Annotated in this window: 15 protein-coding genes; 12 read left to right on the forward strand and 3 right to left on the reverse strand. The window is 40.6% G+C overall.

All coding sequences use genetic code 11. The features are described 5' to 3' along the window. Position 1: 1 nt before the first annotated feature. The 5 genes from G6Q48_RS15130 to tatC all read left to right on the forward strand — a co-directional run bounded on the left by G6Q48_RS15130 (position 2) and on the right by tatC (position 3,989). Positions 2–655 carry a ubiquinone biosynthesis accessory factor UbiJ gene (locus G6Q48_RS15130; protein WP_102139082.1) on the forward strand — a complete coding sequence of 218 codons (654 nt, stop codon included), beginning with the start codon at positions 2–4 and terminating at the stop codon, positions 653–655. Continuing rightward, positions 642–2,276 carry a ubiquinone biosynthesis regulatory protein kinase UbiB gene (gene ubiB, locus G6Q48_RS15135; RefSeq protein WP_166267353.1) on the forward strand — a complete coding sequence of 545 codons (1,635 nt, stop codon included), beginning with the start codon at positions 642–644 and terminating at the stop codon, positions 2,274–2,276. Before G6Q48_RS15130 ends, ubiB begins: the two co-directional genes overlap by 14 nt. A gap of 114 nt (positions 2,277–2,390) precedes the next feature. Continuing rightward, on the forward strand, positions 2,391–2,672 hold the full coding sequence (tatA, locus tag G6Q48_RS15140) for a twin-arginine translocase TatA/TatE family subunit (RefSeq protein ID WP_102139080.1): 282 nt from the start codon (positions 2,391–2,393) through the stop codon (positions 2,670–2,672). Between the two features lie 3 nt (positions 2,673–2,675). Beyond that, the gene (gene tatB, locus G6Q48_RS15145; protein WP_102139079.1) at positions 2,676–3,218 is read left to right on the forward strand and encodes a Sec-independent protein translocase protein TatB; all 543 of its coding nucleotides are present in this window, start codon (positions 2,676–2,678) and stop codon (positions 3,216–3,218) included. 3 nt (positions 3,219–3,221) lie between these two features. Beyond that, a complete protein-coding gene (gene tatC, locus G6Q48_RS15150) occupies positions 3,222–3,989 on the forward strand; it encodes a Sec-independent protein translocase subunit TatC (protein ID WP_004260806.1) in 768 nt (255 codons plus the stop codon). Positions 3,990–4,068: 79 nt separating this feature from the next. On the opposite strand, the gene rfaH is transcribed toward tatC, so the two are convergent. Then, entirely contained in the window at positions 4,069–4,563 is a 495-nt protein-coding gene (gene rfaH / locus G6Q48_RS15155) for a transcription/translation regulatory transformer protein RfaH (protein WP_166267355.1), read from the reverse strand. Between the two features lie 165 nt (positions 4,564–4,728). On the opposite strand from rfaH, the gene pepE reads away from it, so the two are divergent. The 3 genes from pepE (at position 4,729) to fre (ending at position 7,894) form a co-directional block, all read left to right on the forward strand. Next, a complete protein-coding gene (pepE, locus tag G6Q48_RS15160; RefSeq protein ID WP_166267357.1) occupies positions 4,729–5,454 on the forward strand; it encodes a dipeptidase PepE in 726 nt (241 codons plus the stop codon). Positions 5,455–5,706: 252 nt separating this feature from the next. Then, positions 5,707–7,182 carry a 4-hydroxy-3-polyprenylbenzoate decarboxylase gene (ubiD, locus tag G6Q48_RS15165; RefSeq protein ID WP_166267359.1) on the forward strand — a complete coding sequence of 492 codons (1,476 nt, stop codon included), beginning with the start codon at positions 5,707–5,709 and terminating at the stop codon, positions 7,180–7,182. A gap of 10 nt (positions 7,183–7,192) precedes the next feature. After that, the gene (fre, locus tag G6Q48_RS15170) at positions 7,193–7,894 is read left to right on the forward strand and encodes an NAD(P)H-flavin reductase (protein WP_166267361.1); all 702 of its coding nucleotides are present in this window, start codon (positions 7,193–7,195) and stop codon (positions 7,892–7,894) included. Positions 7,895–8,130: 236 nt separating this feature from the next. On the opposite strand, the gene fadA is transcribed toward fre, so the two are convergent. Both fadA and fadB read right to left on the reverse strand, forming a co-directional pair. Further along, a complete protein-coding gene (gene fadA, locus G6Q48_RS15175; protein WP_166267363.1) occupies positions 8,131–9,297 on the reverse strand; it encodes an acetyl-CoA C-acyltransferase FadA in 1,167 nt (388 codons plus the stop codon). A gap of 4 nt (positions 9,298–9,301) precedes the next feature. Further along, positions 9,302–11,494 (reverse strand): fatty acid oxidation complex subunit alpha FadB, encoded by a 2,193-nt coding sequence (gene fadB, locus G6Q48_RS15180; RefSeq protein WP_166267366.1) that lies wholly within the window; start codon positions 11,492–11,494, stop codon positions 9,302–9,304. A 257-nt stretch (positions 11,495–11,751) separates the two neighbouring features. On the opposite strand from fadB, the gene pepQ reads away from it, so the two are divergent. Genes pepQ through hemG form a run of 4 tightly spaced genes read left to right on the forward strand, consistent with a single transcriptional unit; the run spans position 11,752 to position 15,765 of the window. Then, the gene (gene pepQ / locus G6Q48_RS15185; protein ID WP_102139072.1) at positions 11,752–13,086 is read left to right on the forward strand and encodes a Xaa-Pro dipeptidase; all 1,335 of its coding nucleotides are present in this window, start codon (positions 11,752–11,754) and stop codon (positions 13,084–13,086) included. Beyond that, positions 13,086–13,700: an IMPACT family protein gene (locus G6Q48_RS15190; protein WP_102139071.1), complete on the forward strand. Its 615-nt coding sequence runs from the start codon at positions 13,086–13,088 to the stop codon at positions 13,698–13,700. The genes pepQ and G6Q48_RS15190 overlap by 1 nt, the downstream gene beginning before the upstream one ends. 28 nt (positions 13,701–13,728) lie before the next feature. Further along, entirely contained in the window at positions 13,729–15,180 is a 1,452-nt protein-coding gene (trkH, locus tag G6Q48_RS15195) for a Trk system potassium transporter TrkH (RefSeq protein ID WP_166267368.1), read from the forward strand. Positions 15,181–15,240: 60 nt separating this feature from the next. After that, positions 15,241–15,765 (forward strand): menaquinone-dependent protoporphyrinogen IX dehydrogenase, encoded by a 525-nt coding sequence (hemG, locus tag G6Q48_RS15200; protein ID WP_166267370.1) that lies wholly within the window; start codon positions 15,241–15,243, stop codon positions 15,763–15,765. Positions 15,766–16,142 lie beyond the last annotated feature (377 nt).

Below are 16,142 nucleotides of genomic sequence, written 5' to 3' on the forward strand. Positions count from 1 at the left end.
GATGGAAGCACCATCAACACATACCGAAAATCAAAATACAGTTTTGTATTCTTTGATAACAGCATTGATGGAAACCTCTCTTAACCACATGTTGTTTAAAGAAAAAGTTCTACAGCCTGCTAGAATGCGTTTGGCTGGTAAAGTTATGGCGATTGAACTTAAAGAACTGAATAAAACGTTAACACTTGTTTTTGCTGAAAACCATGTTGATGTGTTAAGCCAGTGGGTTGAGCCTGCGGACTGTACCATTAAAACATCCATCTTTACGCTTGTTAAATTGAAAGACAAACAGCAATTAGCTCAACTTATCAATCGCGGTGATATCGTGATTGAAGGGGATATGCAAATTGTGCAGCACTGGTCTTCTTTGCTTGATTTAGCAATTTGGAATCCTGCTCACTATTTATCACCTTATATTGGTGATGTTGCAGCCGAGGGTCTTAGTAAGCTACTGAATAAAGGCGCGTGCCTTGCATCTCATTTAGTAAAACGGCAAAAAACGTATATCAAAGACGCAATAGTTGAAGAATGGAAAATGGCTCCTAGCCAACTTGAGCTAGCTCATTTTAGTGATGGAGTTGAGCAAATAGAAAATTCATTGAGTGCGCTTGAACAACGGTTAAGCCAGTTGGAGGAGAAGAATGACACCCGGTGAAATAAAACGACTTTACTTCATTATTCGGGTTTTTCTCTCTTACGGATTAGATGAGTTAATCCCCAAAATTAAACTAACGTTACCATTAAGAATTGGTCGCTTAGGTTTCTTTTGGATCAGAAATAAGCATAAAGACAAAGCATTGGGTGAAAGGCTTCGTCTCGCCCTACAAGAACTTGGGCCCGTTTGGATCAAATTTGGCCAAATGCTATCGACTCGTCGAGATCTTTTCCCTCCAGCAATCGCAGATCAACTTTCGTTATTGCAAGACAAAGTCGCGAGTTTTGATGGCAAACTGGCACGAAGCTATATTGAAGAGTCTCTCGAAGGGCCACTAGAACAGTGGTTTGATGATTTTGATGAGCAAGCTTTAGCGTCTGCGTCCATCGCTCAGGTTCATACCGCAACATTAAAAGAAAATGGCAAAGATGTTGTCATCAAGGTGATCCGCCCTGATATTTTGCCAATTATTAAAGCTGACATTAAATTAATGTACCGCATTGCAAATTGGGTTCCTTTGTTGCCAGATGGGCGGCGATTAAGGCCAAAAGAAGTCGTGCGTGAATACGAAAAAACATTGATTGATGAGCTGAATTTACTCCGTGAATCAGCAAATGCCATTCAGCTTCGTCGTAATTTTGAAAACAGCGCCATGCTGTATGTGCCAGAGGTCTATCCAGATTATTGTCGTGAAAACGTGATGGTCATGGAACGTATCTACGGGATCCCAGTTTCTGATATTGCTGCGCTTAAAGCGCAGGGAACCAATATGAAACTGCTGGCAGAACGTGGTGTTAAAGTCTTCTTCACACAGGTTTTCCGTGACAGTTTTTTCCATGCAGATATGCATCCAGGCAATATCTTTGTTAGTTACGATCATCCAGAAGATCCTCAATACATAGGGATAGACTGTGGAATAGTCGGTTCATTAAACAAAGAAGATAAACGCTATTTGGCAGAAAACTTCATTGCTTTTTTTAATCGTGATTACCGCAAAGTTGCAGAATTGCACGTTGACTCGGGCTGGGTTCCTTCAGACACAAATGTGGAAGACTTTGAGTTTGCTATTCGTACTGTATGTGAACCTATTTTTGAAAAACCATTGGCTGAAATTTCATTTGGGCAAGTATTATTAAATTTATTTAATACAGCACGCCGTTTCAACATGGAAGTTCAGCCACAGTTAGTCTTATTACAAAAAACACTGCTGTATGTAGAAGGGCTAGGACGGCAGCTTTACCCTCAGCTTGACCTATGGAAAACAGCAAAACCATTCCTTGAGGATTGGGTTCATAGCCAAGTAGGGATACCTGCAATCACTCAAGCATTAAAAGAAAAGGCGCCTTATTGGGCAGAAAAAATGCCTGAAATTCCTGATTTGATATATGGTGCTTTGAGGCAGCATAAATACTTACAGTCGAATATTGACCAATTAACACAGCAATTGAAAAATCAGCGTAATAAACAGCGTAAGTCGCAATACCTCCTAGGGATCGGGGCGACATTTGTCTTATGCGGTAGCTTATTTTTTATTTCTGACTTAAAGCAGCTAGCTGTGGTATTTATGGCCGCAGGCGCCTTGTCTTGGCTGTTTGGTTGGTGTAAAACAGACGAAAATTAAGTAAACTTTGTTTTGCGACAAGTTTATAAGGCTGTGAACATTTCCGTATTTTGTGTTGGTTGTATATAATAGATCTCATAACATTGATCCCAAAACTATATAGAGGTATTAACAATGGAATCAACTTTTGCAATGGCTGCTTTCGGTAGTCCTTGGCAACTCATTATCATTGCTTTACTTATTATTTTGATTTTCGGCACCAAGAAATTACGTTCTTTAGGTTCTGATTTAGGTGAATCACTCAAAGGCTTTAAAAAAGCGATGAGCGATGATGAAAAAGCAAAAGCAGAACAAGAAAAGCAAGATGCTGACTTCGCACCTAAAAATATTACGGAACAACAGGCTGCTGAGAAGAAAGAAAGCCCAGTTGAGAGCAAAAATAAAGAGCAGGGTTAAACCGTGTTTGACATAGGTTTTAGTGAACTGTTGCTTATTGCAGTTATTGGTCTCGTTGTATTAGGCCCTGAGCGATTACCAGTGGCAGTGAGAACTGTCGCTGGGTGGATCCGTGCGATGCGTTCTATGGCTGCAAATGTACAAAATGAGTTAACGCAAGAGTTAAAATTGCAGGAACTACAGGACACGCTGAAAAAGGTTGAAGAAAAGGCTAATTTAGAAGCACTTTCTCCTGAACTTAAGCAGTCCATGGAAGAATTGCGTACAGCTGCACAATCGCTTAAAAGCGGCTACCAAGAGACAACCAATGATATTGAAACAGAGTTAAACAAAGCAAAAGAGATCACTGACAGTTACGATAGTGCTGTAAAGGAAGCGAAAGATAATACTCAGCAACCTGAGGAGTCTGATCCAAACCCTGAACATGCAGCGAAAATGGCTGCCGTTGTTGAGGATGAAAAACCGGAAGATTCAACAGCTGTAAAAACAGTAGGATCACTCGAAGCTAACGTAAAAAACTCTAATCAAACTGAAAGTGAAAAATAACACATGGCTGTAAATGATACACAACCACTTATTAGCCACCTCATTGAACTTCGCAAACGGCTGCTAAACTGTTTAATTACAGTTTTAATTGTTTTTGCTGCCCTTGCTTATTTTTCAAATGATATCTATCGGCTGGTAGCAGCCCCTTTGATTGATAAGCTGCCAGTAGGTTCGCAAATGAGTGCGACGGATGTGGCGTCCACATTCTTTACCCCAATTAAATTGACAATGATGGTATCGGTTTTTGTATCGATCCCAGTTATTCTCTATCAAATTTGGGCTTTTATTGCGCCCGCCTTATACAAGCATGAACGCAAACTCATGTTGCCTTTGCTTGTTTCAAGTAGCTTCTTGTTTTATTTGGGAATGGCATTTGCCTACTTCGTTGTTTTTCCGCTCGCATTTGGTTTCTTTGTTAAAACGACCCCGGATAGCGTCAACTTTATTCCTGATATCAGTAAATACCTTAGCTTTGTCATGACATTATTCATGGCTTTCGGTGCAGCATTTGAAGTACCTATTGCAATTATTTTACTGTGTTGGACTGGTGTGACTACACCGGAATCACTGAAACGTAAACGTCCTTATATTTTAGTCGGGGCATTTATTGTTGGGATGTTTTTAACACCGCCAGATGTACTCTCTCAAACTTTACTTGCTGTTCCAATGTATTTGCTTTTTGAACTCGGTGTCTTGCTATCCAATTTCTATGTTGGCAAAGGCAGAAATCGACAAGAAGGGGCAGAGGAAGAAGAAAAAGAAGAGTCCTGATTTGCATCAAATAGCTGTTATTTGTTATGTACAATGACAAAAAAGCCCTCTAAAGAGGGCTTTTTATTGCTTGAAACATTCAATCTGTATTTTTTTTAAATTGCGTATTATCAACCACTTTAGGTACACTTTTATTTAAAATATTCAGTAAGAGAATAGAACGATACTCTCCATTAGGCTCATCAAAAATAGCTTGTACTCCCGCGAAAATACCTTCGGTAATTGTCACTTGGTCGCCATGTTTTGGTATATCTGGTGCGACGGAATAACTAATGGGGGTTTGTTGTAATAGCTCAATAATTTCTTCGGGGACTTCCGTCGGAAATTGGCCAAAACGAATAAAATGGCTAACCCCTCTTGTTGATTGGATAGTTGTCGTATGAATTTCATTATGATCAAATTTCACAAATAAGTAGTTTGGAAACAAGGCTTCTTGCACTGTCGTCCTTTTCCCTCTAACCACCTTTTCCATTTCAGTCATGGGCGTCATACAAACAACATTCTGTCGGTTTAAATGCTCCATAGCCCGTTCAATTTGGCCGCGTTTGCAATAAAGCAAATACCATTTTTCCATTTTTTTGAATTCCATCTGACAAAACTATGTTTATGATAACAAATTACGACATAACAATGTGACTAATGAAGAACAGCACCATATTATTGATATGCTTAGGTCTATATTAACCGAATATATTCTTATGATAACTGTAGTGCAAAAACTAAATCAGTAGGAGACATAATGGATATCTTTTTGTTGAGTAATGGTAAGCTACCAGGCAACCCTGTATGGCTTAGCTACGCCTTACCTCGAATCAAAGAAATGATTGCTCGTAAGAACATAAAGTCAGCAGTTTTGGTTCCTTATGCGGTTCTTCGAGGTTCACATGATGAAAGAGCTGAACAACTTTCGGAAGCGTTGGGAATAAAAGTTACGACAATTGAGCACTTTTCTAGCCCTGTAGAAGCGATTGAGCAGGCTGAATGTATTCTTGTCAGTGGTGGTAATACTTGGTGGCTGAATAAATGCCTACATGAGAATGGGTTGATCGTTGCTATTCAACGTGCGGTTCGTGAGCGTGGTGTACCATATATCGGCTGGAGTGCGGGATGTAATGTAGCGACGCCAAGTATTCGTACTACGAATGATATGCCTGTTAGTAACGCCGTAATTATGCCATCTCTGGGGCTATTTCCATTACAAATTAATCCTCACTATATTGATGCTCACATCTCTGGTCATATGGGAGAAACTCGTGATGAGCGATTACAAGAGTTTTGTGTGATTAACCCGCACGAAGTTGTTGTTGCGCTCAGGGAGGGAAGTGGGTTACAAATTAAAGGTAATGAACTTCATTATTTCAGCGGAAAAGATGAAGGTTTTAAACTATTTCAGCATAATAAAACATTCTCAGAACAATTTAATACATTACTATTAGAAAAATTAGTCCCTTTTGATTGCCAGTAAAATGGTATACTAAGCCAGAAAAAGATTGATTTTAAAGTGTTTTATACTCCAAATAATTCGAGCTACAGGTAGGTGATAAAGGAAGATTGGCGGGGCACATAGATAAACTATGTGACTCGGCTAGCTGAGAGTAGTCACTTATACTTCAACGAAAAGCGCTGTAACTTGAAGGATTAAGGAGATAGGCTGTAACTTGTAACCTTGGCCGGACGTCTTATAATGAGACTCCCTCTGTAACAGTAAAAGAAGATAATGAAATACCGTGACCTTAGAGATTTCATCTCGCAACTTGAAAAACAAGGCGAGTTAAAACGTATTACAATGGAAGTCGATCCCTATTTGGAAATGACCGAAATTGCAGATCGCACACTAAGAGCAGGGGGACCGGCCCTATTATTTGAAAATCCCAAAGGCTACAACATGCCTGTCTTGTGTAACCTGTTTGGCACAACTAAACGCGTTGCGATGGGAATGGGGCAAGAGGACATAAAAGCTTTACATGATGTAGGCAAATTACTCGCTTTTCTGAAAGAGCCCGATCCTCCGAAAGGCTTTCGTGACCTTTTCGATAAACTACCAAAATTCAAGCAAGTGCTGAACATGCCTGCAAAACGGCTAAGTTCTGCTCCTTGTCAGGAACAAATTTGGGCTGGTGAAGACGTTGATCTGACAAAAATTCCAGTTATGCATTGTTGGCCAGAAGATGCCGCACCTTTAATCACATGGGGGTTGACAGTCACTAAGGGCCCACATAAAGAAAGGCAAAATTTAGGTATTTATCGCCAGCAAGTTCTTGGAAAAAATAAAGTCATTATGCGTTGGCTATCTCATCGCGGTGGCGCTTTGGATTTTCAAGAGTGGTGCCAAGCTCATCCAGGCGAAAAATTTCCTGTTGCAGTCGCTCTTGGCGCAGATCCGGCAACTATTTTAGGTGCGGTAACACCAGTCCCTGACACATTATCTGAATATGCTTTTGCGGGGTTATTGCGTGGCAATAAAACCGAGGTTGTTAAATGCATATCGAATGACCTTGAAGTTCCCGCTGGCGCTGAAATTATTTTAGAAGGGTATATTGAGCCGGGCGAAATGGCCCCTGAAGGCCCTTATGGTGATCATACAGGTTATTATAATGAAATCGATAATTTCCCTGTATTTACCGTGACTCATGTGACTCAGCGTCGCGATGCAATTTATCACTCAACCTATACAGGAAGGCCACCCGATGAGCCTGCAGTATTAGGGGAGGCGTTAAACGAGGTCCTTGTCCCTATTCTTCAAAAGCAATTCCCTGAAATTGTTGATTTTTATCTTCCTCCAGAAGGGTGCTCGTATCGTCTTGCCGTTGTGACAATGAAAAAACAATATGCAGGACATACCAAAAGGGTCATGATGGGGGTCTGGTCATACCTGCGCCAATTCATGTACACTAAATTTGTTATTGTTTGTGATGATGATATTAATGCACGGGACTGGAAAGATGTTATCTGGGCAATTACAACTCGGATGGACCCTGCCCGTGACACAGTGATGATGGAAAACACACCAATAGATTATCTCGACTTCGCTTCTCCTGTCTCAGGGTTAGGTTCAAAAATGGGACTTGATGCTACCAATAAATGGCCTGGTGAGACAGATCGTGAGTGGGGGCGTCCTATCGTAATGACAGAGAGCGTTAAATCTCGCATTGATGATATTTGGGAACAATTAAATATTTTTGATAAAAAATAAGAGGGAAACCATGGCAACTTTAAGCTGTAAAGTAACATCTGTTGAATCTATCACGGATACGGTTTATCGGGTGATTTTGTTGCCAGATGGTCCTTTTCATTTTAAAGCAGGCCAATATTTAATGGTCGTGATGGATGAGCGTGACAAACGACCATTTTCAATGGCTTCTACTCCAAATAATAAAGAAACTATCGAATTACATATTGGTGCTTCTGAGATTAATTTATACGCAATGGCTGTAATGGATCGAATTCTGGATCAGAAACGTATAAATATTGACATTCCTCACGGTAAAGCTTGGTTTCGGGAAAATAGCAGTAACGCAATGATTTTAATTGCAGGTGGAACAGGTTTTTCCTATACCCACTCAGTATTGCTTGCGGCGTTAGCTGAAAACCCAAATCGTGACATAACTTTCTATTGGGGCGGTCGTCAATTGGAGCACTTATACGATCTTGGTGAATTGCAGGCCCTCAGTGAAAACTATCCTAATTTAAAGATCACCCCTGTTGTTGAGCAACCAGACGAACTATGGCGAGGTAGAACAGGAACAGTCCTGAGCGCAGTATTAGAAGATTTTGGCGATTTGTCCAGTCATGATATCTATATTGCAGGTCGTTTTGAAATGGCGAAAATAGCGAGAGAACGGTTTTGTAATGAGCGCGGAGCTAAATCGGAGCAGTTATTCGGTGATGCTTACGAATTCATTTAACCCGTCATATTTCAAATTGTAGGGGGGTGGCTTCACTCATTCGCTCTAGTTACATACTTTTGTATGCTCCTAGGGTCTCATTTGCTTGCCGCCTACCGATAACCCGAACTATGAGGGTTAAGTTTGTTGTGGTTATTTGGGCAAAAAAAGGCAAAAAAAACCCGCCCCTGACTAGGCGGGAACATCGACAAAATACAATGTTTGCGAAAACTAAAACTAAAACTAAAACTAAATTGTTAAACTCGTTCAATAATTGTGGCTATACCTTGGCCGAACCCGATGCACATGGTGGCTAAACCAAATTGTTTATCGTTTTGTTCTAAATGATTAAGCAAAGCTGTTGAAATTCTTGCTCCTGAACACCCCAACGGATGGCCAAGTGCAATAGCCCCTCCGCTGAGATTTACTTTATCATCTAATTGGTTTTCTGATAGCTTCAAGCCTTTTAGACAGGCAATAGATTGCGCCGCAAAAGCTTCGTTTAATTCAATAATATCAATATCATTTAAAGTTAGTCCTGCGCGTTTCAAAGCGAGTTCACTTGCTGGCACAGGCCCAAATCCCATGATTGATGGGTCACAGCCAACAACGGCCATTGCGCGTATTTTGGCTCGTGGCTTAATTCCTTGCTGCGTGGCATAACTTTCGCTAGTCAGTAACATCGCAGAAGCACCATCAGACAGAGCAGATGAATTACCTGCGGTTACCGTTCCACTAACAGGGTCAAAAGCGGGGCGAAGAGCGGCTAAACCTTGGAGATTTGCGTCAAAACGAATCACTTCATCATAATTGACTGAAATGAGGTTACCTGTGGCATCATGGCCACTAATTGGGACGATTTCGTTATTGAACTTCCCTTTTTCCGTCGCTAAGGCAGCAAGTTGGTGAGACCGTAACGCAAACGCATCTTGCTCTTCTCGGCTAATCTTATACATTTTGGCAAGCATTTCAGCGGTTAGACCCATAGCGCCTGCGGCTTTAGCAACGTGTAAAGTCAGCTTAGGGTTGAAATCTATACCATGAGTCATTGGTACGTGGCCCATATGCTCCACTCCACCAATGAGTACAGATTTTGCATCACCCGTCATAATTAACCTGCTCGCATCATGTATTGCTTGCATTGATGAACCACAAAGGCGATTTACTGTAACTGCTGGAACTGTATGAGGAATATCCGTGAGCAATGCTGCATTTTTAGCAATATTAAACCCTTGTTCCAGTGTTTGCTGAACACAACCCCAGATAATGTCATCCAATTCTTTTTTACTTGCGTTTGGATTACGTTCAAAAATTGCATTCATGAGGTGTGCAGAAAGGTCTTCAGCTCTAACATGGCGAAATACCCCACCTTTTGAACGGCCCATTGGTGTACGTATTCCATCAATAATGACGACATTTTCCATAAAATTAACCTCTCGCAACTTTTTTGACATCAATCGCCACGACAGGTGGCTGTGGGTAATATCTTGCATTGGTAGCCGCTTTTTCTTTTAAGCCACTAGGCGCGTGATATAGCGGGCTTAAGTGCTGCAAAGATTCCGTCGTTTTCAAGTAAGACTGGCTACCTAAGGTATCTAAATAGCAGAACACTCCCCCTCTAAATGGTGGAAAACCTAAACCATAAACTAAAGCAATATCTGCATCTGAAGGGCTTTGAATGATACCTTCCTCTAAGCAACGAACAACTTCGTTAATCATGGGAGCCATCATTCGAGCAATAATTTCTTCTTTGGTGAAAGTGCGCTTTGTTGGGCAAATAGTAGCAAGTAATTCATCAGTCCGAGGGTCATCAATTTTTTTCGGTTTCCCTTTTTTATCTTTTTCATATTGATAAAACCCTTGGCCATTCTTTTGGCCAAATCGTTGTTGTTCATACATTACATCGATGGCATTTTTTCCGTTTTTCCCCATCCTTTCAGGAAAACCTTGGGCCATAACTTGTTCCGCATGAAAAGCGGTATCAATACCAACGACATCAAGGAGATAAGCTGGCCCCATTGGCCAGCCAAACTCTTTTTCCATGACTTGATCTATTTCTCTAAAGTCAGCTCCATCTTGTAGCAGCAAATTAAAGCCTGCAAAATAAGGAAAAAGTACTCGGTTAACAAAGAAGCCAGGGCAATCATTGACAACAATAGGGGTTTTACCCATTTTATTGGCGTAGGCAACAACCTTAGCAACCGTGTTATCAGAAGTTTGTTCTCCTCGGATAATTTCGACTAATGGCATCCGATGCACTGGGTTAAAAAAGTGCATGCCGCAGAAATTTTCTGGGCGTTTTAGTGATTTTGCGAGGGTTGAAATTGGAATCGTTGAAGTATTTGAAGCCAGTATGGTTTCTGTTGTTACTAAGGATTCAACTTCAGATAATACAGCAGCTTTGACTTTCGGGTTCTCAACAACGGCTTCTACGACGATTTGGCTATTTTCCACCCCGTTGTAAGATAATGAGGGATGAATTGATGATAAGGTTGCTGCCATTTTCGCAGCTGTAATTTTTCCACGCTCAAACTGATTATTTAATAGCTTTTGCGCTTCTTCAATCCCTAAGTCTAATGACTTAACATTAATATCCTTCATTAAGACTGGCACGCCTTTACTGGCTGATTGATAAGCAATGCCACCGCCCATAATCCCTGCACCTAATACTGTAGCATGTGTTGGAATATCAACATGTTGTGCGACTTTTTTACTGTTTGATTTAACTTGTTGGTCATTTAGAAAAATATTCACTAAAGCACGTGCAACATCACTATGCGCTAGAGGAACAAATGCAGCTGTTTCATGCTTCAATGCCTCATCACGAGTGCAGTTTGCTGCTTTTTCTATCGTATTCACAGCAGCCATAGGGGCTGGATAGTGTTTGCCAGCAACCTTGTACACCATCCCCTTAGCGACATTGAAACTCATCGTTTGCTCAATAGGTTTCAATTGTAGAGGATTAAGTTTAGGTTGGCGTTTCTTCTGCCAATTGAAGGCCCCGGTGATTGCAGATTCAATAACTTGCAGCGCTGAGTGTGCGAGAGCTTCTGTACTAACAATCGCGTCAATAAGGCCAAGTTTTAAAGCTTGAGAGGCATCGACATCTTTACCTGCAGTAATAATTTCTAATGCGCTATCTAAACCAATTAATCGAGGTAGACGAACAGACCCACCAAATCCAGGCATGATCCCAAGTTTTGTTTCAGGAAGCCCAATTCGAGCATCAGGTGAAGCGATGCGAAAATCAGTGGATAAAACACATTCACAGCCACCACCTAATGCATAGCCATTAATGGCACAAATCGTTGGAACAGGCAGGTCTTCAATGCGATTAAAAATACTGTTAGCGTAGTGCAACCAATCACTTAGCGTTTCTTTTGATGCTTCAAAGAGTGAAAGAAACTCTTTGATATCAGCACCAACAATAAAAGCGGATTTATCAGAGCGGAAAATTACACCTTGCAGCTCGGTTTGTTGCTCAAGAACAGACACGGCTTCATCAAGTGAAGCAACGGTGTGGGTATCCAATTTGTTAATTGGCCCTGGTGAGTTAAAAACCAGTTCTGCAATCCCTTGTTTCAACCATTGAATATAGATAGTGTCACTTTGATAAAGCATTCTGCTCTCCTCTACGTGGTAGTGTTATCTGGTACGACCAGATGAGTTGAGTGTGACTAGAATGTTAATTAATTGCAAACTTTTAATAACAAAAATGGAAGATTGGTCACAGCAATTAAGTGAAATAATTAATGTTTTAAATGATAAATTAACTATATATCAATTAATTAGTGCAGGTTTGCAACAGAGCGCATATCCGTTAATAACAGAACGTGGTAAGCTTAATTTTTCTAATTAATGCTGAAAGGTTGAAGGAAATGGAAAAACTGACTGCACTCTACGCTGAACATATTAAAACGTTACAAAACAGAACTCAGCAAGTTTTACAGCGCAGCAAATTAGATGCCATATTGATTCATTCAGGTGAACCCCTACGCATCTTTCTTGATGATAGCGACTATCCGTTTAAAGTTAACCCTCATTTTAAAGCGTGGGTACCTGTCACCGATGTTCCACATTCATGGCTATTAGTTGATGGCGTAAATAAACCTAAACTATGGTTTTATTCCCCTGTTGACTATTGGCATAGTGTTGAGCCACTTCCGAACAGTTTTTGGACTAAAGATATTGAATTAATTCATTTAAAAAATGCGGATGACATTAAAACCTTCCTAACAAGTCTACCGAAAGAAAATGTGGCTTATATTGGTTCGGCAACTGCAAAAGCTGAGTCGTTAGGGATTTCGCTACATAATATCAATCCCAAACCTGTTTTAGATTACTATCATTATCATCGTTCTTATAAAACCGATTATGAACTTTACTGCATGCGTGAAGCGCAAAAAATGGCAGTAAATGGGCACCTTGCCGCTCTCGAAGCATTCCGTGCAGGTATGAGTGAGTTTGATATTAATATTAGTTATTTACAATCAACTGGGCATCGAGATACCAATGTCCCTTATGGTAACATTGTTGCGCTGAACGAAAACGCAGCGGTATTGCATTACACTAAGCTACAGCAAACTGTGCCGAATGAATTGCGTAGCTTCCTTATTGATGCAGGAGCTGAATATAACGGTTATGCTGCTGATATTACGAGAACTTATGCGGCAAAAGGGAAGGATGAATTTGCTGAATTAGTTGCGGATGTCAATACAGAACAGCTCGCTTTAATTGATACAATCAAGGCGGGTGTACGCTATACAGACTATCATGTAGATATGCATCATAGGATTGCTAAAATACTGATTAAACATGATATTATTAAAGGTATTAGCGAAGAGTCAATGGTGGAAAGTGGCTTAACAACGCCATTTTTGCCTCATGGTTTAGGGCACCCGCTTGGGTTACAAGTTCATGATGCTGCTGGCTTTATGCAAGATGACAGCGGTACACATCTTGCGGCTCCTAAAATGTATCCATTCTTACGATGTACTCGTGTTTTAGAACCTAAAATGGTGTTAACTATTGAACCTGGGCTCTACTTCATCGAATCTCTATTATCTGAGTGGCGAAATGGGGAGTTTAGCCAGTATTTTAATTGGGATAAAATTGAGTTTTTCAAACCTTACGGTGGGATCCGTATTGAAGACAATATCGTGATCCACGCAAATCGTATTGAAAATATGACTCGAGACTTACATTTACGTTAATGAAACCTTATTTAATACCGGCTGAAACTATTTCTTTTACAGAAGAGATCAAAAAAAGCCAATTTATTACGTATTTAGCTCATACAGATGGTATTGACGCGGCAAAAGATTATATTCAATCAATTAAAGCTCAATACCCAGATGCCCGGCACCATTGCTGGGCATTTGTCGCTGGTCGGCCTGATGATTCACAAAAGTTGGGGTTCTCTGATGACGGAGAACCAACTGGAACAGCAGGAAAACCCATTATGGCGCAACTATTAGGTAGCAACCTAGGGGAGGTTACCTGTGTTGTTGTGCGTTATTTTGGTGGGATAAAACTGGGAACGGGTGGGCTCGTTAAAGCCTATGGAAATGGTGTCCAGCAAGCATTAAGAATATTACCGACAAAGACAAAAGTACCACAAAAAATCTTTAATTTAGTGTGTGACTATTCGTTGATTAATGCGATTGAACAACTCCTTGCTCAGGTGAATGGCACGGTTTTGCACAGTGATTATAATGAAACTGTCTCTTTACAAATTGCAATTCCTGCTACTCTTGAGCAGGAGGTCAATGATAAATTACGCGATATAAGTCGTGGGGCCTTAGCGCTCACGCCAGAATCGGAATAGTAAACAGTTTTATCAAGGAACCTGCCGAATGCATTTTCGTGCAATAACCCGCATAGTCGGGCTGCTTGTCATTATCTTTTCTTTTACCATGGTTATTCCTGGTATTGTTGCGCTAATTTATCGTGATGGTGCAGGTCGAGCTTTTAGCCAGACTTTTGTTACTGCTTTGCTAATTGGCCTTTTTCTGTGGCTACCAACCCGCAATAGCCGGCACGAACTTAAAGCAAAAGAAGGTTTCCTTATTGTTGTTTTATTTTGGACAGTGCTGGGAAGCGTTGGGGCATTACCTTTTATTTTTTCTGAAAGGCCTAACCTTTCGGTTACAGATGCTTTTTTTGAATCGTTTTCAGGCTTGACTACCACTGGTGCGACAACGCTGACAGGGCTTGATTCCTTGCCCAAAGCTATTTTGTTTTATCGGCAGATGCTTCAATGGCTTGGGGGGATGGGGATAATTGTGCTCGCTGTTGCAATCTTACCGCTTTTGGGTGTTGGGGGAATGCAGTTATACCGCGCAGAAATGCCGGGTCCTTTGAAAGACAATAAAATGCGGCCTCGCATTGCAGAAACGGCAAAAACATTATGGCTAATCTATGTACTGCTCACAATTGCTTGTGCAGTTGCTTTATGGATAGCAGGAATGGATGTTTTTGATGCTATTTCCCACAGCTTTTCGACTATCGCTATTGGCGGGTTTTCAACTCATGATGCCAGTATTGGTTATTTCAATAGTCCTGCGATTAACACTATCATAGGTATTTTCCTGATTATCTCTGGTTGTAACTTCGGTTTACACTTTGCAGTACTAACTGGACGTAGTTTAGGGATTTATTGGCGCGATCCCGAATTTAGAATGTTCATCAGCTTCCAATTTGTCTTAGTGGTGATTTGTACTTTAATACTTATGTACCATTCGGTTTATGGCAGCTTCGGGCAAACGCTTGATCAGGCATTCTTCCAAGTTGTGTCAATGGCGACAACGGCAGGATTTACGACAGACAGTTTTTCTGGTTGGCCTCTTTTCTTACCAATGCTTCTATTATGTGCTGCATTTGTTGGTGGATGTGCAGGTTCAACAGGGGGCGGATTAAAAGTTATTCGTATCTTATTGCTTTTCTTGCAAGGCTCGCGTGAATTAAAGCGCTTAGTTCACCCAAATGCGGTCTACACAATCAAACTGGGGCAGCGTGCATTGCCTGAAAGGATCATCGAAGCGGTCTGGGGGTTCTTCTCTGCCTATGCACTTGTTTTTGTCGTCAGCTTATTATTGCTGATCGCAACAGGTGTTGATGAGTTTTCTGCATTCTCAGCAATAGCGACCACACTCAATAACTTGGGGCCAGGTCTTGGGACTGTTGCAGATAACTTTACGTCAATGAATCCAGCCGGTAAATGGATTCTAGTGGTGACGATGCTATTTGGGCGTTTGGAAGTGTTTACTTTATTAGTGCTACTGACTCCAACTTTCTGGCGTGAATAATTGAATGCAATCTATATATAAGACTATCTATATAGAAATGATAATAATCTAGGAACAATAATGAGCTATTTACTTTTACACTCCAGTACGGATGGGCAAACAAAAAAAATTATTTTAAAAATGGCGGAACAGCTGAGAGGCTTAGGTCGTGAATGTGATATTCGTGATTTAAATACTGACCAACAGCTTAATTTATCAGGCTACGATAAAGTATTAGTAGGGGCATCTATTCGTTACGGGCATTTCAATAAAAAACTACAACGCTTTGTGACCTCCCATCAAAATCAATTGAATTCAATGAAGACCGGTTTTTTTGCTGTAAATTTAACGGCAAGGAAAGAAGGTAAGAATACGGTTGAAACTAACGCATATACGCGAAAGTTTTTAGAAGCGTGTCCTTGGAAGCCAACATTGAAGTCTGTTTTTGCCGGAGCGCTGTTTTATCCGCGTTATAAATGGTTTGATAGAATGATGATCCGCCTAATTATGAAAATGACAGATGGCCCAACCGACCCAAAAACAGAGATTGAGTATACTAACTGGGAAAAGGTTGCCGAATTCGCAACTGAATTTGATGGTTTATAGGTCTTAATTTCAACAAAATGTAGTTATTTTGTGTTTTTTGTTTAATAAATCATCGCTTGGTGAAATAAATCAAAAAAACACTTGCGAGAATTTTTCGACTCCCTATAATGCGCATCCGTTGTCACGACAAACCGGTTAGAAGAAAACTTCATAACCCAGTGATAACAGAGGTGAGAAAGAAAAAAGTTGAAAATAAACGCTTGACTTTCTAAATAAAAAACGTAATATACGACACCTCGCGACAACGACCTTGAAGTCGAAAATCAAAAGATTTAGTCGCAACGCTCTTTAACAATTTATCAGACAATCTGTGTGGGCACTCACAGGACACTATCAAAAAAATATTTGATTTTAAGTCTTGAAGAGTGACTAACACG

This window comes from Providencia sp. M-27, from assembly GCF_011077905.1.
Lineage (GTDB): Bacteria > Pseudomonadota > Gammaproteobacteria > Enterobacterales > Enterobacteriaceae > Providencia > Providencia huaxiensis.